Source organism: Candidatus Paceibacterota bacterium (assembly GCA_041661265.1).
In the GTDB taxonomy this organism is placed as follows: Bacteria; Patescibacteriota; Minisyncoccia; order JAHIHE01; family JAGLIN01; genus JBAZUT01.
The window spans coordinates 33125-53463 of the sequence record JBAZUT010000011.1; the positions used below are offsets into that span (position 1 = coordinate 33125).

Here is a 20339-nt window from a genome sequence, read left to right on the forward strand (position 1 = left end):
GAAAAAAGAGAGCATGGTAACTCTCAATGTTTTTATGTGTTTACGCCGTGGTCGGAATTTGTCCGGCTTCCTTCTGTTCGTTTATTATGTCCTGGTAATACGCCGATACCATCAAAAATACGAGTGCGAACAGAAAGTTCAAAAAGAATGCGGCGGCTGATGCATCGCCCACGATTATTCCGTATATATTCACACGGATATAATTTTGCATCAGATCTGCATTGGATGCCAATCCCATCAGCAAAGTGACGCCCATTGCCATTCCAAGTTGTATAAAGCAGCAGATCATCGCAGCAAGGTCCATTTTTTTATAATCATTCTTTGTCGGGATCGCATATATTGACAATCCCGCGATCGATACAGCCAGAATGCCGAGACTCACAAGACCCGCGATCGACAATATCTCACGGATGTCTTTTCCCTTATAAAAGGATGCCGCCGCTACTGTGGCAATTATGATCATTCCGATCGCAAATGACGGCCACATGGACGCGATCACCTTTTTTTCCGATTCAGTATGCTCTATTTTTCCGCTCATAATATTCCTCCTTTGAATACAACAACCGAACACCTTCCTGTCGGTTTCGTCTGATCGCCTCCGACATCTCTGTCAGAAGCTTTTCTGAGCCTATAAATTATTATAGATTCGGAAAAAAATAAAGGAAGATGTTTGGTATGTTTTACCAAATATTTACGGTCTGCTCGGTTTCCCCAAGGACCTCGATACCGATCTCTCCGGGACTCTCCAGGATTTCCTTTGCCAGCCGCGGCAGATCGTAGTCTTCATATACCCGCATCCTCTCCTGGTCAAAACTGGCCAATGACACATGCGTCTTGTCGACAGATGTGACAATTCCCATATACTTGCCCTGGTCATGGATCTCCATAACGAATATGGGATCTCTCTCGGGCAGGTCCCTGAAGATCACTCCCTTCCGAGCCTCCATAATGATCGGAAGGAGCTGAAGAAGTTCCGACTTTATTGCCGATAATATGCTTTCCGAGTCCACTCCGCTTTTCTTGTGATCGTTGATCTTTTGCTGCATTTCTTGCAATTCAGCCATTCGATAGCCGGTGAGGCCGTTGACTGATTTCGGAGTGACATCAATTTCACTGCTGTGTCCCCACGACTCAGTGTATATGATGCAGTCCTGGGTTTTCAGCCTTATCACCATTTTCTTCAGCGATATGTTGGCATTGCTTCCGCCAAAGAGCGTCTCGACCTGCAGGATCCTGTATATCGCTTCGGAAGGAATTAGAACATACATTCCATCCAGAACTTTATACGTGAATCCCCCGAAAGACCGCGGAACGCAGAATCCTCCGACAAATTCGATCTTATCCATTATTTCGCTCATTCTCTTTTCACAAATGAAATCAACGCGCTCCAGAATGGTGAATCCGCTCACTCTTGCTTCCTGCAAAAGTTTGTCAATAAGATCACTCCTTGTGCTAAATACACTTTCAGCATCTTTGCGGTCCAAATTGCCCGCCCGACTGTCTATTTTTTTGATTTCGTCCACCATTTGCGGGATTCCCACATATCTATTCTTTAATAATTTTCGCAGTTCTGAAATTTTAGTTGTCATATTCGATCGACTCCTAGCCTGATACTTTTATTTTCTCGAAGCTATGGATCAGAAATATACTATTTATTCGCCAGATCCATAACTTCGAGATTTCATCTTCCCTTTTTCAATGAACATACATATTTTTACATTGCTGTAAATTTATGATTATTGTCATAATGTTTGCAGTATGACAGATTAGTTTAGCACATTTTAAGCCAAATGTCAATATATAGCAATACGCAACGTCTCTAAACGGCATAAAAACCCATACGGATAGATGCTTAAACTTCTATAAACAAAAAATGAAGCCGAGTTACTCGACTTCTTGTATCTTATTTAGTGGTGGAGTGTATCGGCAAGAATAATATTCTATCGAAAATGATGGATGGAGTTTTTCAATTTCCTTAATAGCTCGAGCCTCATCATAGAATTTTCCGCATTCTTGCCTCAGCTCATCATCATCCGCTTTGCCATCCTTGGCAAGATTTCTCGCTTCTTCAGTTAGTTCAACGACGATCTCGGCTGTCGGATCGCAATATTTTTCAACTATTCCGCCGTCTTTCTTCTCGTAAACAGTAATTACACTGTCAGACCGCTCAATGGCGATGCCAAACTCCAGAAGCGGAAAGATTCTTTCCATAAAGAATTTTTCGATCTCATCGTTCTTTTCCGCGCTTCCGCCCTTTAAGACAACTTTCATTTCATTTCCTCCGTTCTAATCTATGTACTACGATGATACAGCTTAGCGGGATTTAAGCCAAAAGTCAAGTATTATTCAAAACAAAAAAACGCCCTTCCGACGTTTTATCACTTACTCCCAAAAGTTCTCGCTATCGCATCTGCGGACGATCTATTTCCCGAAAACTATTTTTTCAACATTGAAAGTCCCGAGTTTTTCCGCCTCAAAATACCCTTTGATGGCTGATTCCATGAAAATTCCTTCTTCCAGCCAGTCAAAGATCCACTCGCCCGCATACTTCGGGTCTTCTTGTTCGACACCGGCGCCTGTTGCCAGAAGCCATGTTCTGTTGAATTTTTCCTGCGACCCGATAGGTGGCGCCATGATTATAGGCATTCCCAAACCCGCATAAAAACTCAATTCGCTCGGCTTGGTCCAAAGAATATCCGTCCTTCTTAGAACGTCATTGAATTTTCTGAAATATGCCTCTTTGTCATCGGCAAAAATTATCTCGATCCCTTTTCCGATCTCACTGCCCAAACCCAGATCTTTTATATTGCTTTCAAAAAAACAATTCACATCATTATTAATACCGGCTATCAGGTTTAAATGGATCTTTTTGCCGATTATTTTCTCCGCCAGGCTTTTCAAAATGTCCACACCAAGTTCTTTTTGGGCTCCGGCGCCGCCAATGGCAAAAGTCAGGGACAATTTCCTCTTTCCTGCGCGGCAAGACAGCTCCTCCCTGCTCAGTTCTTTTGCAAGCTGATATTTTCCGATATGCTTCTGTTCCGGATCAAGATTTGCAAGGCGCGTGCAAAGGTCCTCCTTCAAAATTCCCATTTTCTCGTCTCCCAGATTTTCAAGAGGCAAAGGAAATCCGCAGAGGTATATTCTGTCTTCCGGCACTCCGTACAGTTTCAATCTTTCCACAACTCTGTGATTCGGCGCCAGATATTTTATTTTGCTCCGATTCGGCTCATAGGGCGCCCAAGCTCGGCTGATGTCTGCATCACAGACTACCAGATAAATATCAGGAGAAAAGCCATGGATTTCCGCCATATAAGCAGGAACAAAAAAAGTTGAGATCAGAGGAATGTCTCTTTTTTTCAGTTTTTCCACAAAGTGCTTCCCCCACCCCTTTTTTATGAGGAGGATCGAACTTAAAAGCTGAAGATTGGACCTTGAGAGATCCCTTTTTGGATAGAATTTCGGTATGGCCTGGAATTTATCAAAAATGTCAAAGGCATATTTCCCGATGATCGGGAAGTTCTTGAACCGGGAAATGAAATTATAAAACCTTTGGCTCTCATGCCAAATTTTTACATCTTCTTCCGGGATGTCCTCATAGGCGTTGGCGTTGATGACTTTTCCGCCGAAAGCCAGATGTTTCAACGGATATGCCGCTCTTTGGTGTCCGTATCCCATGTCAACCGCCACAACCCAGGCTTTGTTGTTTTTTTGTGTTTCCATACTGTGAATTTTATCACAACTCTTTCAACCAATCAATTGCCAATGCTGTTACAATGCCGCAATATGACCGGTGCCCCAATGTCCACAACAGGCATGCTAATAATATTCTTTTATGGATATTTCACATCTGCCAATCAAATACTTGGCCCTTCATTCGCACCCTAATTCGTTTTGTCTTTTTATTGACGGTAATTTCCAGAACATCTTGCAAAGCATCCGTACTTTGATTTGCATCAGTTTCTCCTTCTTCGCATTTTGGCGAAGGAAATCGTTCAATGGCGGTTAACAAGGCATCGAACGCTTCTTTTCTCCGATCCGGTGACATAAAACTCACTGCTTTCGTTTCCTTTATGCCGGAATACTTATTTCTTTCTCGGCCCAAGGCATCTAATAATTCTGCAGTATCTAAGGGACTAAAGTGCAGGACTGATATCAGAATGTTGCCATCATCTTCTTTTCCTGCCAAGACAACATTATCGCAACCGCCCTGACCGAGGCTGAATATCTTAAATTCATCCTCCTTGCATTTAACATCTTCCGCAGAGAAAGTTTTCCCTTCATTCATAGAAACTATCAAACCGTTTTTTTTCGCTTCAATTACATCGCGCGGTAAATAATCGCTGATTTGATCGCCCAATTCAATTGCTCCCGATCCGGCAGTGACAGATTTTTTTATATTTTCAGTTATGCAAACAAGAATATCCTCTCCGGGATGCCAATTCGACAAATATCCTTTTTCTCTATTGCTCTGAATCATTTTTCTTTCGCCTTCAAGCAATATTTCAAAAGAACCGGGATATATTTCCCTAAAATAATCTTCTCGCTGCGACAAGTAGGCGTTAATTGCAGTTTGAAGCTGCGGATGCTCTTGATTTCGTTCCGGTTCCTTGATTTCTGCATCTTGTCCGTTTGGTATTTCTCTCATAATTTGCATAATAATTAAGTTTACCAAATTATACCAAAAAACCATCCAAAAAGCTAAATAAATTGAACCCAAATTTATGTAATCCAAAAACTGAGAAGAGTCTCGGATTAAATTGATGTTGATCGATGGCTGCCATCCCGGACAGAAATCTCATGGTTTCTGACACTTTCCCATTTGAGTCCCGCATGTCAAAAAAAATGGCGCGTACTTACCGCCATTTCCGTTTTATACTCCGGCTGGATTGTTGATGTTAGAACCGCGTGCCAAGAGGCCAGTAATTTATGACAAAACGCCAATCCAATTTCGCATATGTCGCAATATGTGGTATAATATCTCAAGTACATGCATAAAAATTAAGATTTGTGTGTAAAATATTTTTTCGGGATTTGTCCGCAAGAATTTGATGAAATTTCATATTCGAAGATGTGAAATTCTTTAACTATAATTTATAAAATTATACAAACATGACCTAAGCCTAAAACAGATAGTGCCACTCAATCACCTAAAAAATAAATATGTTTAAAAACTTTAAAAACTTTTTCTCCATCTACGTATTTGCTGCGTTTGTGATAATGTCATTTTCATATGTTCTATTTTTTGTTGCCGACAATACTTCGAGGTTTAATGATAATTTTTATGACTCACGATTCCAAGGGATAGCGCAGCCTTTTGATCTGGTGGAGACCACCAATGCCGCAGGCATTTTGCGAGTAATGGGAACCAATCATCCAAATCTCTGGTATAACCAAGCGGAGATCGATAAGCTGCGTTCGATTATTCTTGGAAGTGAGCCGGCGGTAAAAAAAACCGAACTGGTTAATATCTACAATACCAAGGTAAAAGGAGCACTGGCGGTTAATGCGCCTACTAATTGGTTTACCACGGAAGTGGATAACTGCAACTGGATTAATAATGCGTGTACATACCCTGCAGTCACAAACTGGAAAGATTCATATTTATTGGCCTTGCCGCTGGGAGCAGCCAATATGAAAGCCGGCGCCTCGTTTATGATCGAGCCGACATCGGCGAAAGCTCAAAGGATCAAGTCTGCAATATTAAGCTTTTCGGCATATCCTGCCTCAAAGCTCTATGATCCGCAAAATACCGGACAGGCGATATGGCCGGTAGCATGGTTATATGATCTGACTTACAGTTATCCCGGACTTTATACTAGCGAAGAAAAAGTAAAGATCGAGGCCTTCTTTTCAGGAATAGCAAATGCCATGAAGAACGCACAAGGCAATGGATATCTCCCGATGTGGAAAAAGGTTCAAGACGAAAACGGCACATTAAGAGAAGGCTACGAAAACTGGTTCGCCTTTTATGCGGGACAAGGCGTTGTTTTGTCCTTAGTGGGAAACAATCAAACTTTATTGGATTATTTCAGCAAAGGTCCATCAAGTTACAATACGCTATGGTTCACTCCCACCAGCCAGGGCGCCACAGGCACAAACCCTTCCACTGCCAGCAATATCAGGGATCTCTATCAATATGTTAATGGGATGGTTTATCCAAGCGGCAAAACGTGGGATTACTATGTCCGCATAAATGACGGCAATAAATTGTATCATGAATTCAGCTTGTGGGGCGTTTATTTAGGCCTGGAAGCGGCTGCACATAACGGCTGGAACGGCTGGAATGAAAACATTGTTAATGGCAAGCCGGCCATGAGACGCGCCATTGACTGGCAGATACAATATCATCCCATGCTGCAATCAGGAGGCAGATACCCTGCCGGGAAAGCGGCTTTTAACATTAGGCGTTTCTATAATTCATCTCCCATAATACAGAACTACGTTAACGGGGTTAATGGAAGCAAGATCGACGAGACCGGCCACTCTTATATATTCGGAGATTTTGGCAGAATATTTATGTATCCGATGTATAGCACTTCTTCATGTGTTGCATCATGGAAATGCGAGTCCCCTCTTAATGGATATGAATATGACGGATGCGGAAACAGAAGATTAAACGCCGCCTGCAACGCCACGACAAGCACCAATCTTGCGCCTAATTCCAGCTTCGAATCAGACCCGAACACGGATTATTATACCAATGGAACCGCCGCTTTCACTTGGGCAACCGACTCATATCATGCAGGAACTCATTCGATCAAGATCGTATCTTCGCAGTCAACCGCCCTAACTCGCTGGATGTCCAGAACCACCAAGATCGCGGCCACTCCAGGCAAAACATACGCCGCATCTGCGTGGATGAAATCGAATGTTTCAGGTAAAGTCAATTTTGTGATAAATTTCTGGAACGCGTCGCAAACTTATTTGGGCGGATTCGAATCAACTTATTTGACTACAATAAATACCTGGAAGCAGCTTTCGACCCAAGGAATAGCTCCTGCCAATGCGGCTTACGCCAGAGTTGAATTCAGGCTCTATGGCCCGGGAACATTATGGTCGGATGATGTAAACGTGACGATAAAATAAAAAAATAGAATATTCCAGGCCTATGTAAAAACTGCTTTATTATATAAAAATACGCCCGAAAGGCGTATTTTTATTTTGCTCCCCTTCGTGGACAAATTCAGAACTCCGAGTTGGAGCAATATTGAAAGCGAACTTCAATCAAGCGGGATATTAAATCTATTTTTCATGCACTATTATTCGAACGAATAAACTAAATATTCGACAACCTACAAAAAGCGTACAGTTAGCAGTCAAGAATTGACTGATAATTCCTTAGGAAGTAAAATATATAAACAAGTAAGATATATAAAGAGTATCTTGCTTCAAAAAATATAGAGAAAAAATCAAGAAAGGAGTGAGAAAATGACAATGTTTGAAGTTGGGAAAGTAATTAAGGTGAATGGAGAAAAAGCAAAGGTGCTGGGAAGAGTAAACTATTCCAGTCCATTACCAGAGTATTCCATTGAAATGCATGGCAGATCTTGGCTGGAGCCGACCGAGCAGGCGTGGAGGTTGTGGAAAGAAGTAGGAGGTGAAGGGAATCCCGTTGTGGAGGCAGTTAGAAATTCTGAGGCCGATTTGACAGGAGTCTATGGAGATTTTCATATTATCAGTCATGGCATAGCGACTGCGACGGAATCCATCGGTAACGCCTGGGGAGTAGAAGTTGGGGACAGTGTGGAGTTGTGGCGAGGTAAGAATATGGCCAATGAGGAATGGCCGCTATTCATTGTTGAGCGCAATAAAAGCGGAATTACACTATGGATCGGCCAATATGTAACAGTAATATAATAGTTTGAAAAATCAAAGGGATGCGAAAGCGCCCTCTTTTTTTATAGTATAAAATCAAAAGGGGGCTTTTCAGTCCTCTTTAAACGTTGCAGCGTTAACTCTTGCTCCGCGCATCAAGAACCCGGGCAAAGACTTCTGCGATTTTTGCAATATTATGATGATGATATGAAAATACGAATAACAAAGATTTCATATTAATTTAATTGTTATATAGATCTAATTGTTTGACTCACTAGCGATCGCCGACGGATTAAATCCTTTAACGATCAGCCAAACCGCAAAAACCATTTCTTGAATGGCGATCGGGGCTGCCAACAATAACAGATTGCCTGAAGGTTCTGAAATTCTTTCGCCAAACGCGAGCAACAAACTCATCAAAAACAGCAAAGCGAGCCCGACCAGACCCCAAGCGGATAGCCAGCGAGGGATGAGTCTTGCTCGATACATAATATAATAATACAAAGATCCGCCTATGCAGAAAGCGATCACTCCAAACACGAAACCCGCCCAAACACGTACTTCGAGAATCAGATGGCCTAGGACTTGAAAAGCTGGAGCAGCCTGAGACCCTGCGCTTATATATTCCTGGCTTAATGACAGTAGAGAAAGTAAACCAAGCGCACTCACAAGATAGAACACTCCTTCAACAAGCCTGAAACCAACTGACCCAAGAGCCAGGCCTTCATTGTATTTCCGTAATACCGGATACAGAGACATCGCGATGCCAGCGCTTCCGACCGCCGCCATAAACGAAAAAATCGCTCCCAGCACGATCATGTTCTTGTTTGCAACTATCTGAACAAGGTAGTCCGAAGCGCCTATGATAGACCCTATAAGACTGTTAGCCAGAAATCCTGACACTGTCGCAACTATAAATAATGCTCCCGTAATTACTGCGATCTTTTTGTTTGAGTCCCTTTCGTTTGTATTCATATTTTTTTATTAACTACTCGGGGGCAAGCCCCCGAGTTTCCCACAACGGGAAAGATTCTAATACAATACTGCTTTCCATCTCGGAGGCAAGCCTCCGAGATTTCCGCAACTTAATAAATTATTTAAGGGATTTCTCAATCGCTATCACTCATTTCGAAATGTCTAAAAAGGCATGCCGCGATTCAAAGTTATTTATGATAATATTTCATTTAGTAAATTTTCCGACTATCACTTCACTGCATAGTTAGCCGCAGCAAACTCATATTGATCGATGAATATTTTCTTGAAAGGAATAATAGAGTTGATTTCATAGAACACTAAAATCGCTTCTCGATATTCATTTTCATCAACACTGCGATATGAAAGCGGTGCTTTTTGATTGGCCAAAAGCAATGCGTTTGCCATAAGCCTGGACGTCCTTTTATTTCCATCTTCGAATGGCTGAATGTAACTGATGCCAAGAATGGCGATAAGGGCTTTTGCAAATGACGACTCCACCTTTGATATGGCGCCGCTAAGCGCCTCGACGGCTTCGGAAATTTGATATCCGTTATCCAACGGCTGATATTTTGAGCCGACAACGCCAACGGGTTTTCTACGAAGTCCGATATCGATGCTCAAATTCTTCACAAGAATTTCATGGAGCTTCTCCAGATTAGCGCGTGTCAGTGTCTGGAATTGATCCTTACTCTGATAAATGAAATTAAAAGCATCCTTATGATTCAAGATCATATCCGCTTCTTTTTTTTCGTGTCCCACTGCTTCCTTTTGCTCCAAGATCAGCCTTTCCGTGTCAAGAAGGGTGTAGGTGTTCCCTTCGATCTTTGATGATTTCCATGCCAGTTCAATAACAAGCCGTTCCAGTTCCTTTTTCCGAATGACATCCGACAAATCTCTTGTTCTTTTTTCATATTTCTCTGTCGCTGCTTCAAGCGATTTAATTTCATCTTGAGTAAATATTTCTGACGGCAAGGAAGTTAGGAGATTGAAATTATATCTATTCAATCCATAGCGTTTGTCAGGCTCGATTGCACAATATTTTTTTGCATCAATTGGAATAAATATTCTGCCCAGCTCACTGATTTCATAGCTTGTTGACGGACCGGACCCGGATATTTTCAGTAATTTTGACTTCGTCATTTCAGAGAGCGCACGCTTGACCGTTACAAGAGATATCCCCTCGCCAGATTTAATGAATATTGAATGTATGGCCGATGATGACATCAAGCTATTTTCCAAGACTAAAGACAGTAATTTCTTTTGTTTTTCATTGATATTCATATGGATATTTTATCGTATCATTTAAGCACTTTTATCGTATCATATTGATACGATAAAATCAACTATTTGTGCTTCGCGAAATTTCACAATATCCTTGACTGACACAAAAACACGCCTTTCAGGCGTATTTTTCTTTTGCTCCGCTGGGTGTACGACGTTCGAACCGCTTTGGATGACCTGTAACTTATGATCTTGAAATTATGATGACAATGTTGACGATGATGACGATTATTTTGACGGCTCTCACAGATCGGAAGACTTTCAAAACTTGATTAGATAGAAATTTATGAGTACTCTGTTGTTATCTTGGAACTGGTCAAAAAGTTAGTAGAAAAAGTACAAAATCAGACTTAACTTATAATTATATTAGCAGAAACTAATATTTTAGAGGCTTTTCATTCTTCTGATATTGCCTCGCATTAATTTTATTCAGAAGCTCAAAAAATCCTATTAATCTATAGGCTGTATCAGTAACCTCTTTCTAGGTTAATCTTTGATTATATTCTTCCCCGAAGATATCCTGAAGCTCTTTTATTTGTGTTTTGGTAAGTTGTATAAGTTTATTTTATTTAAGCGGCTGAAAATCCTACAAGCTTAAAGCAACGACAAAGATGATGCAAGGAGGATTGTCTAGACTGAAGAATTTGGCTGATTATTAGAATTAAGTAGATCATTAAATTCAGTATAGCCCCTTGATACCAATCGGTTAATTAAGATTTTTGCCTCTTCGTGCGTATTGTTATCTGGCGCTTGTAGTGCAATAGATAAAATAGTGTTTACTTCTTCTTTATTACCAAGAACAATCCATCCGCCAGGTTGCTCAGCTAAAACAATTTTACTTAAAATCTTTACCGCTTCGATTGGTAACGTTTTTGCCAGTTCCACCAAACGCTGAAATACAAAGTAGTAGGATTGGGTCTTTTTTCCAATATCAAGTGCTTCAAAGTATTGATCGCTACTCCATTTATCATCAAACCTGCCTGAAGCAAACCACCATCCAAATGCCGACATTTCATTTTTATAATCAGCTTTATTGGGTGCAGATTTTGCTACAGCAATTCGACTTTCCCATAACCTCTTCATGCGTTCGAGAATATCATCGTTTAAATCATTCTTTTCATCTTCCAAACTGCGCCCAACAAAATCTAAGGCGTGTCCGCGCAATTCATCATCCGCTGTCCCCCAAAAATTTTTAAGAAGATCATCAGATAACTCAATTTTACCTCTTCCATATTGAAGCATCAGGTGTTCGGCAAGTCTTTCATCTCTATCAGTAAATCTTCTCTTGCTTTTATCCACATTACCAAGGTTTCTAACAGCCTCGCTATAACGCTCCTTTAAAACTTCGAAAGGGTCGTTATAAACTGGCACGTACAGCATCAACGTGTTCCAAGCCGCCATATATAGTTGGTCTCCAAACTGGCCAGGTGGCAAAATCATATCCAGATGATCTAATGTCCATTTTCTATCCATAAGTAGTAACCAAGGGAAAAATCTTCCATAAATTGAGCGCACAGCAACGGATGGATCGTTTTTCGGGTCCAAATGCCATTCCAGTACAGATTTAACTTCAGGCATTATGTCAAAGCCTGTTTTTATTTTTTCTTTACCATCTGGTTGCTTTTCAGTACACCTATATACCCATAAGGCATATTCAACAACCGCATTCATGGCTTCACCGCGTGTGCAGTTAATAGCGGATGTATATGCGTCATCACTGTGCTCCTCGCGTTTACTATCATCTTCTGGTGTGGGATCGGGGTCATGAGTTAAGGGTTCAAGAATTTTCCAGACGCTCTCCCTGAGTTCACAAGGAATAAAATTGTTATTTGCACCTCGTGAAATAAGTGATGCTATTGCTTTTCTCGTCCAACCCCAGTCCGGATCATGATCCATAATTTCGCCCTGCCGATTCGGGATTGTTCGAGGTTGCTCAATTACCCATAAACAAAGCTCGAGCATCTTTGGCCAGTCTAATTCATAACCGTTTTGAGCCAGTTCGTAGAAGGTTTGAATATAGGCCCGTACGTAAGTAGGGTCTAAATACTTGAACCTTTCTGGAATACCCTTAAATTTATCCGGTTTTAGCTTTATAGCAGCACCGAGCTCGCGCCCCAAACCTTCTTTAGTTGGCCCAAATCCATGAGGTTCGTTCTTTAGTTGCCAAGTCTTAAAAAGATTAAGCAGCTTTTCTATATCCATATCTACTAATTCTTGAGCTTTAACCTCGCTAGTCGGGCCAACCCAGCTTGTTGTGTAAGTGACAAAATCTGGGTGTTCTGGCTCGCCGTACTTTTTTATGAATTCGGCATAGCGAGTTTTCCAGCTTTGGGGTAAATCGTCTTTCATATACGACAATTGATCCCTTTGCCACTCCTCCTTGAATCTCTGTTCTTGATCTTTATTAACTGAAGTTTCTTGCTTGCGTTTTTCTATGAGTGCAGTAATTTTCTCAGCTTTTTCAATCCAGCCTAAAATCCTTTCCTGCTGCCCTAATGTTAGCAACCGAAATCCTTTGTTCATCAGACGAGCCTGCTCGTGCTCGTAGTGAGAGTTATCGAAAAGTGATTCGTCCGTCAGATATTGAGTTACTAAGTCCTTAGCTGATTCTAGTGATTTACTTAAAAAATAAAGACCTATACGACGGAAGACGCTCCACTTTCTATCTTCCAACTCGCGTATAAGTGTTTGCAGCTCCGCTGGGTTTTTACTGATGATTTCTAATCCGACGTTACGTACAGCCGTGATTAGAGTATTTTCGATATCATCACGGTCTCGATTTTGCTCGTGGTCTTCTATAGATGGTCTTGAGATATATGAAAAATCTTCGAAATCAATCTCATCTTCTTTTCGTCCCTCGTGTCGAAGTCTTAGGTATTCAGAGAGTAAATCGCAAACAAAATCAAAAGAGCGTTTTGGATTAAGCTCTACCAATCTTTGAAAATCTTTCTTTAAAAACTCATTATAATGCCAGTGTTCCAGTCTAGTTTTTGGATCACGAAGTGGTATATATTCTTGGTCATCTGAGATAGGCTTAGGGTCTGGAAGAATCTCCAAGAACGTCTTTGCAATTTCAAAAGCGGAATCTTCCTCACTATCTTCAATAAATTTATTCATTAACTCAGTGCCGGGTTTCAGTAAACTAGCTTGGAAGAAATCATAATCAGTTATTAACCAGCTTTTGATTTTGTTGGTTAACAAAAGTCTTTTTTCTTTTGGTAAAAGCGAGGTAATTTTCAATAAACTACCCTTTGCATTCGAATTATCGGTATCTTTAACTTCTTGTAGAATTTTGGTAACCAAACCAGGGTTAATTGGAGTCATTTTTTCCAAGTAAAGTGAGGCAGGCCAAGGAATATGCCTCATACCACCGTTTTCGATATCTTGCTCTGGTTCCGGTGCTTCTAAAAAAACAGATTCTTTCTCCAATAAAGGCAACCAATCCGGATTGGTCAACCTATTAAAAAAATGAAAGTGGGTGTTATAATTATTTGGAATCTTTGAGAAAAAAAATTTTGCATCTTCTTTTGTAGGATTTTGTTTTACTGCAAGTTCATCAAGCCTAGCAAGAATTTCAATGTAACAAGTCTCTAAATTATCGAGCACTACATTAAAAACTGTTTCCATTCCAGTCCAAAGCTTATTGAAATCCGCATCAATTTGTCGTGCCGACCTTAATCCAGATCGATGAGCGAATTTCTGCAATCCTTTTTTACCAGACAACCCCAGCCAGATATCAGTGACTTTTTCCGGTAACTTTAACTTCTTACTCACTATCATTATTTTATCTCCATGTATCGCCTGCTTTATTTTCTGGCCACATGTTTCGCAAGATTTATTTTCGAATTTCTGCTCTGCAATAGACTCAAGAACATCATGCAATGAGCTTTCAACCTCTCTCAGTAAGTGAGCAACAAGATGTGCAGTAGACTCGAAAGATGGCTTAGCCTGAACATGCCTACAGGCATCTTTATAAAACGACGCGGCACCAGGACCAACAAGCCTCATCAAACGATCATAGATTATTTTTTGTCGAGGATCACCAAACCTAAAAGGGGTAGGAATTGCTGAATCAAATGAATTTGGAGTATTTTCGTCTGTCATAGCTATATAAATAAGGCCGCTTACATTTTCAGAAGATTTTCGATTACTGTAAATATAGCACTAAGAGTTTAAAACATCAATTAAACTTATGCTTATCCTGATTATCCAAAAATGCCCAAATTAGGCATTTTTGGATAATCAGTTATTGCTGATACGAGCTCCGCGAGAGGGACAATCTCACTGCTCGCCCTTCGACTAGCTCGGGACTACGCTCCATAGGGCTTCCGCCCTCTGGCGCTCTCCGCCAACTGGCGGATCGCTGTCACCCCGAACGGGAAACTCTCGTTTCCCGACCCTTTCCCATTCGAGTCCCTCATTTTACAAAGCAAAATGAACATACCCACGGCTTGACGCCGAGGGTATCTGCTTGGCAGGCTATGCCTGCTTTTTCCATAACGTCTGTTGTGCTAATTCAACTCTGTTTACATCTTGGTTTTTTATGTAGTTTCTGATCTGTCTTAATCGATTATCTGCCTGTTTGTCATTCCGGACTTGATCCGGAATCCTCGTTTTATTTCGTTATTGCTTTACTACATCACTCTTACGAAATGTAACGAAGATCCTGAAACAAGTTCAGGATGACACGACCTAGAATGATAATATGGCAATTACTATATTACAGTTACACAAGAGCTATCGCTCTAAACGCACACACCGGCTAACGCCGGTGGTTTTTGTTATAACAAAAACACGCCCTTTCGGACGTATTTTTTCGCAAATGCCAAGCTGCTATTTTAGAGAAACATTTATATTGTTCACCGTCCCATCATCGAGCTTGATGCTAAGCTGCCAAGTCCCAACGGAAAAGTTTTTGGTTCCAAGATTATAAATATATTGATTGGTAATGGCATCATACCTGAAGACATTTCCGGTATTAGCTTCACCAACTGAGACAGCTTCATCGGTTCCCGTAACAGTATTGCTTATTTTAGTCGCATAGAGATAGGCAGTTGCGTTGGAAATAAAATTGCCATAGAAATCTTTTATCTGGAATTTGATCGGTACTGCACTTCCCAGCTTGGAAACGCTTGATCCGTCCTGCCTCATCGGATCCAAAACCCCGCTGAAGCTGTAATGCACATAGTAATTGATTGTTCTAGTCAAGACGTTCCCCGCATTGTCTTCAGAAGTCTCTGCAAATGTTTTTGCACCGACCGAAGATGTGTTGATCGCTGAACCGTCTGGAACTGACCCGAAAGACGAAGCGACACCGGAAAGATCGTCTTCTGCCAACCAATCCGCCATGACAGATTGACCCAATACATACACCCTTCCGCTTAACGGTGAACTGATCGTTATTCGAGGAGCTGTCTTGTCGATTTTTATCTCCTTGGTTCGCGTTTCTTCGATGTTGCCAAAGAGATCTTGCGAGCGATAAAGCACGTTGTGTATTCCTTCTTCCGAAATGGTAATAGCGTTTTCATATTTGTTCCAAATTTGGCCATTGTCCAAAGAATATATCGCATTTTCCACTCCGATTCCGTCATCATTGTCTGAACTGGACAATTCAACATTTACGTTAGAAACAAACCAATCATTATTTCCTTTTGCCCCTGAAACCGACATCAAGGTTGTCGGTGCAATCGCATCGCTAAATGTCGCGCCAATATTTACAGTTTGCTCAAAAGTGCCATCGCCTTCTCTGTCGATCTGCATCGTCACACCCTTGCCACCTTGAGACAAAATATTCCAGTCGACTGAAAATCGTTCAGTCATGTGCGCTGATATGGGAATATCCGTAGCAGTAAAAGTTACGTCATTGCCATCAATGTCTTTATTGAAGACCAGATTATATTTTTTCGTTTCTTGATCCGAAGAAGCGGAAATGCTTACAGCATCGGCAGAAACTGAGATCTGATCAACACTGCCCTGATTGATGGAAACATCGAAAAAAGTGGCAAAATATCCCGGACCGAATTTTGTGAACGAATATGTGCCATTTTCCGTGCCGGTAACTTCGCTTTTAAACGCAACGTCGCTTTCGGCATGATAGGTCTGATTCCAAGGCCGCACTTCTTCGTCCGACCCCACATTCAGATCATAAATCGGACTGATGTCTGGTATTTCTTCCACGATCAATGCATCCTTAATTCCCGTAAATCTTCCCTGGTCGTCAGCCAAAAGCAGATTTGCATTCCCGTCCAGAGATACCGTGGCTGTGTTTTTAGACAAGACGAACGGCTTGGGCAACGCCCCGCCATTATAAAGAGCATTTACGGACAACAATCCAATATAATTCTTATAAGTATTAAAGATATTATCTTCAATCGGCCAACTCAAACCATCATATTGCCAAGTATTATTGTTTCTGTCAATTTCAATGTAGCTATCATAGGAATCTCCTCCGTTATTTTCTTCACCAGCATTCGTATTCGGATGATTAACGTCATAAACATATATTTTATTGCCTTCAACTTTGTATGGAACAAGTGCGTGGCCCTGGTTTGACGGTTTCGCAAATAGATACCTGCCCAGTTCTACATTCCCCATAACTATGATATACGTATCATTGATCAATGGTCCTGTTTTGTCCGAATATTCTTTTGACAATTTATCAAAAATACTTCGAGCACTACTGGTTCGATTTCCCGCCTCGTCCAGATCCCACGAAAATAAATTAGCTGATTTAGCTTGATTCACGGCATTCTGGTATACATCTCCTTTTTGCGACAGCTGAAGGCTTAAGATAGTTTCCAGGACCGGCTTGCTGGCAATGTTACTTCCAAGCCAGCCCCCGCCAGTGCCTTTGGCCGGCCCATCGAGATTCCAGATTAAATTTCCTTTTGCAGCCAAGCTTTGTCCAAAATTGCCATAATAACCTCCAGCAAAGCCATTTTTTCCATACTGTATTTGCGATGATAGTGCCATGCCATAACAGGACCCATTAAATATGTCTGGAACACTTACGTTTAATCCGAATTTCTTATAAATTTCAAACTGAGTTTGCTGACTCACTCCACTTAAATTAAAAGTTTTTCCAAAAATGTCCCATTTACCGCCAGCTGTTAAGCTATTCGGTTCAACTTTTCTATTTTCAAATCTATATCCATAAGGATGGGGTTCAAATCCGTAGTCAAAATCGGTTTCAGAAATTGCATTTTCCCCAAACTCCACCCATTCACTTGTCTCTCCATTTTCATCGACCGCCCTAGCCCTCCAATGATAATTGCCATCAGAGCCATTCACAATTTTGAAAGTGACCCTAGTCCTCGTCCCATCTCCGCTTACGATTTTTTCACTTGTTTCGTTAAGTTCCGCCGTCGTCTCGTCAAAACTTCCTCCCAACTCAGCAACTCTTCTCATCTCCACTTGTAAGGTATCTTTTTCCGAATCTTCCATTTTCCCTTCAAAAATTATTGCATTCTCCTCTATAGTTTTGCCAATTTCTCCTCCCACTGCCATTTCTTGATTGTTGCCATCATATTGCTTCAAGTAGGTCGGCGTTGCCGGCGATTGCGCAATTCCAAAATCAGTATCAAGCGTCGGATTGTTTCCAAATTCCACCCAAGCGCTTTTATTGTAGTGTTCATCGATTGCCCTTGCTCTCCAATGATAGTTGCCATTTGTGACCTCAAATGAGACGCTCCCCGTATATCCACTAATTGTCGAGCTGCTCGTCCGAGTACCTGCAACTGCTTCATCAAACCCTCCTCCTAATTCGGCAATGCCTCTCATTTCAACCTCCAAAATGACAAAATCATGATCGCGATCCTCCAATTCTCCTTCAAAAACTACCGTATTTTCACTTTTTGTTTTACCTATTTCTTCCCCGATTGGTATTTCTTGATGGTATTTTGTATATTGCTTCAAATTGGCAGGCACAGCTGGAAGATGCTCAAATCCAAAATCGATATCAGTAGTAAGATTATTGCCGAACTCCACCCAAGCACTTGTGCTTCCAAATTCATCGATCGTTCTCGCTCTCCAATGATAAGACCCGTCAGCGGCATCAAAAACTATCGTTGCCGTATCTCCGCTGTTTATCAGGTCACTTGTCAAAATATTTGCAGTAGCATCATCAAAGGCTCCTCCAAGCTCAGTTATATCCCTTGCCTCGATTTGCAAACTCGTACGATTATTGTCTGGGTCTTGCAGCGTTGCAGCGAAAATTATTTCATTTTCTCCTATGCCTAAATTTCCTCCCATCTCTATCTGCCGAGAATTGACGTCCGATTGTATTAATAATGTCGGAGGCGCTGGCAGATGGTTACGGCATGAAAGGAAACCGCGAGCTGATACGGATTGGTTATCAATATAAGCGCTCCGTATCTCGATGAATGTAGCATTGCCTGTAGTGAGATTATCCAGAGTCAGGCCCGACGGCAATACGGGACCCGACCAGGCAGTTCCAGTAACATCCTGCAAAACAAGCTGGATACCGGCGCCAGGCGCGAGAGTCAATCCGCCGAAACTCCCATGTACATCATACGTATAAAGATGAAAAAGATCGGTCGGGAATGTATTAGGTCTATCCGGGGCGCTGTAATCATATGTCCCATGGTCATAAACATTAATAACTCCCGTGCCATAGTCCGTAACAGTCGCACCTCCCAAGGTCAGCGAAATATAATTATACTTATAATCACCTCTATAGGGAGGAATGTTTGATGGATTTCCGTTCGCATCAAAAGGCTTGTTAAGATTGGGCTGTCCGGGATAATAACTTGCCCATCCAGAAAACGGCGCACCTGCCGGCAGAGAACCAAACGGCTCATCGAGAGTTCCCTCAAAATAATAGCCGTCGCCATTCCAGACCAATCCACAATTCGATTCGGCTGCTTTCGCATTGCCGCTAAAAAATAAAAAAATCGCCATTGCAATGAATGCCGAAATAACTTGACCCCCTTTGTTTGAGAAATTCATTTTTGGTACTTTAATTGATTAAATACGAACCGTCTTTAAAATATTCATCCCGAATTAGTATATGGCAGCTTGTTAAAAATGTCTAGTTCTTGGTTGATGAGCTGAAATTTTGATGAAATTTTCCCATCTTCAAAAATCCAATCTTTATATTAATATTAACTAAAGAGGGACAATCTACCGCTTCCCTCGCCTCGCTGTCAGCCTTCGGCGAAGCGGGCCGACCCTTTCCCGTTCTAGTCCCCCATTTTAAAGAGCAAAATAACCCGAATGCTTGCAATGCAGGTTATGAAGTTAATTATTGTTATGTTTTGTATTTCAGCTGTTGAATCTTATTGTTTTTATGTCCACCATAAATGGTCCTCCGTACCAGAATCGGGCATGTATGGATTTTGAGAAGTTGATGCTTGTATCCAGGTTAGGAAAGTCCGACAAGAGAATAGTTATGACCCGTACTCCATTAAGACAGTTCTGTCGGTAGTCTGCAAGAGACAAATATCTCCATTCATTTATTCTGAAACATCCTAATCATCCCACGCGAAAAATAATTTAATTTAAAAAAATGGGAGATACAATAAGATTTATTCGTTCTTATTATATTTTTCCCAATTTGATAAAATCCTTTACTGACAACATAGAAATCACCAAATTCGTGTCTTTTTCAATCAGCAGATCAATGCCGTCCTTTGCCAATCTTAGAACTACCTCTTTTGGCAAATTCAGTGATTCTTTGAACATCGCAAGAACGATCTCTGAGATGTCATCCCCGGCCAATCTGTTTATCGATACCTTTCCGCATCTTTGGCATTCATGGACTAGCATCAGTTCCCCCTTTTTGGGTCTTCCTGAAAAACTGTTGATCCCTTCTTTTTTCAAAGTTAGGCCAATTGGTCTCATGCCTGCTTTGCAGCTGGATTCTCTGTCTCCTTGTTTCTCATGATCCATATGCTTAGACCACAGACAATAAGGACAATGATTGCGATGCCTCGTGCCCATAAGTTCGGGTACGCTGTAGATCCACTCGCCACAATGCTGACATTTGAATCCGTTGCTATTCTTCTCTTTTTCGACTAATTTTTCGTGCTGTCTCATTGATCTTTCTGATTCTTTGTTTCTGGACATTTTCCCTCCTTTTCCGCTTTTGTATTTTTGTATATTTTATAACATGAATTAGTTTCACTCATGTATAACATTTTAAGATATCATACTTTGACTTAAATGTCAAGCGCGGACCTGATATTTTGCAAAATAAGTCCGAAACAAGTTCTTCCAAAGTGCAATTAAACAAACTGGACAAATAC

Annotated in this window: 12 protein-coding genes; 2 read left to right on the forward strand and 10 right to left on the reverse strand. The window is 41.2% G+C overall.

Annotation, left to right across the window (positions count from 1 at the left end; translation table 11 throughout):
• Positions 1-40 precede the first annotated feature (40 nt).
• From WC788_07450 to WC788_07470, 5 genes are all read right to left on the reverse strand, one after another.
• The gene (locus WC788_07450; GenBank protein MFA6097433.1) at positions 41-538 is read right to left on the reverse strand and encodes a hypothetical protein; all 498 of its coding nucleotides are present in this window, start codon (positions 536-538) and stop codon (positions 41-43) included.
• Between the two features lie 142 nt (positions 539-680).
• A complete protein-coding gene (locus tag WC788_07455; GenBank protein ID MFA6097434.1) occupies positions 681-1589 on the reverse strand; it encodes a hypothetical protein in 909 nt (302 codons plus the stop codon).
• Between the two features lie 295 nt (positions 1590-1884).
• Positions 1885-2271, reverse strand: coding sequence for a hypothetical protein (locus WC788_07460; protein ID MFA6097435.1), 387 nt, complete (start codon positions 2269-2271; stop codon positions 1885-1887).
• Between the two features lie 150 nt (positions 2272-2421).
• Entirely contained in the window at positions 2422-3723 is a 1302-nt protein-coding gene (locus WC788_07465; protein MFA6097436.1) for a hypothetical protein, read from the reverse strand.
• A gap of 121 nt (positions 3724-3844) precedes the next feature.
• Positions 3845-4720, reverse strand: coding sequence for a hypothetical protein (locus WC788_07470; GenBank protein MFA6097437.1), 876 nt, complete (start codon positions 4718-4720; stop codon positions 3845-3847).
• 443 nt (positions 4721-5163) lie between these two features.
• Here WC788_07470 and WC788_07475 point away from each other — a divergent pair, with 443 nt between their 5' ends.
• Both WC788_07475 and WC788_07480 read left to right on the forward strand, forming a co-directional pair.
• A complete protein-coding gene (locus tag WC788_07475; protein MFA6097438.1) occupies positions 5164-7089 on the forward strand; it encodes a hypothetical protein in 1926 nt (641 codons plus the stop codon).
• Between the two features lie 342 nt (positions 7090-7431).
• Entirely contained in the window at positions 7432-7860 is a 429-nt protein-coding gene (locus WC788_07480; GenBank protein ID MFA6097439.1) for a hypothetical protein, read from the forward strand.
• Positions 7861-8076: 216 nt separating this feature from the next.
• Here WC788_07480 and WC788_07485 read toward each other — a convergent pair whose 3' ends face one another.
• The 5 genes from WC788_07485 to WC788_07505 form a co-directional block, all read right to left on the reverse strand.
• Positions 8077-8793: a DUF4386 domain-containing protein gene (locus WC788_07485; GenBank protein ID MFA6097440.1), complete on the reverse strand. Its 717-nt coding sequence runs from the start codon at positions 8791-8793 to the stop codon at positions 8077-8079.
• A 228-nt stretch (positions 8794-9021) separates the two neighbouring features.
• Positions 9022-10074, reverse strand: a complete 1053-nt coding sequence (locus tag WC788_07490) for a Fic family protein (protein MFA6097441.1) — start codon at positions 10072-10074, stop codon at positions 9022-9024.
• 630 nt (positions 10075-10704) lie between these two features.
• A complete protein-coding gene (locus tag WC788_07495) occupies positions 10705-14178 on the reverse strand; it encodes a hypothetical protein (protein ID MFA6097442.1) in 3474 nt (1157 codons plus the stop codon).
• Positions 14179-14907: 729 nt separating this feature from the next.
• Positions 14908-19041 carry a PxKF domain-containing protein gene (locus WC788_07500; GenBank protein MFA6097443.1) on the reverse strand — a complete coding sequence of 1378 codons (4134 nt, stop codon included), beginning with the start codon at positions 19039-19041 and terminating at the stop codon, positions 14908-14910.
• Between the two features lie 591 nt (positions 19042-19632).
• Positions 19633-20160, reverse strand: a complete 528-nt coding sequence (locus WC788_07505; GenBank protein ID MFA6097444.1) for an RNHCP domain-containing protein — start codon at positions 20158-20160, stop codon at positions 19633-19635.
• Positions 20161-20339 lie beyond the last annotated feature (179 nt).

Coding starts and splice junctions, on each gene's coding strand:
- WC788_07485 (MFA6097440.1), bottom strand. CDS start 8,793: ATGAATACAAACGAAAGGGACTCAAACAAAAAGATCGCAGTAATTACG.
- WC788_07500 (MFA6097443.1), bottom strand. CDS start 19,041: ATGAATTTCTCAAACAAAGGGGGTCAAGTTATTTCGGCATTCATTGCA.
- WC788_07480 (MFA6097439.1), top strand. CDS start 7,432: ATGACAATGTTTGAAGTTGGGAAAGTAATTAAGGTGAATGGAGAAAAA.
- WC788_07460 (MFA6097435.1), bottom strand. CDS start 2,271: ATGAAAGTTGTCTTAAAGGGCGGAAGCGCGGAAAAGAACGATGAGATC.
- WC788_07450 (MFA6097433.1), bottom strand. CDS start 538: ATGAGCGGAAAAATAGAGCATACTGAATCGGAAAAAAAGGTGATCGCG.
- WC788_07465 (MFA6097436.1), bottom strand. CDS start 3,723: ATGGAAACACAAAAAAACAACAAAGCCTGGGTTGTGGCGGTTGACATG.
- WC788_07455 (MFA6097434.1), bottom strand. CDS start 1,589: ATGACAACTAAAATTTCAGAACTGCGAAAATTATTAAAGAATAGATAT.
- WC788_07490 (MFA6097441.1), bottom strand. CDS start 10,074: ATGAATATCAATGAAAAACAAAAGAAATTACTGTCTTTAGTCTTGGAA.
- WC788_07475 (MFA6097438.1), top strand. CDS start 5,164: ATGTTTAAAAACTTTAAAAACTTTTTCTCCATCTACGTATTTGCTGCG.
- WC788_07505 (MFA6097444.1), bottom strand. CDS start 20,160: ATGTCCAGAAACAAAGAATCAGAAAGATCAATGAGACAGCACGAAAAA.
- WC788_07495 (MFA6097442.1), bottom strand. CDS start 14,178: ATGACAGACGAAAATACTCCAAATTCATTTGATTCAGCAATTCCTACC.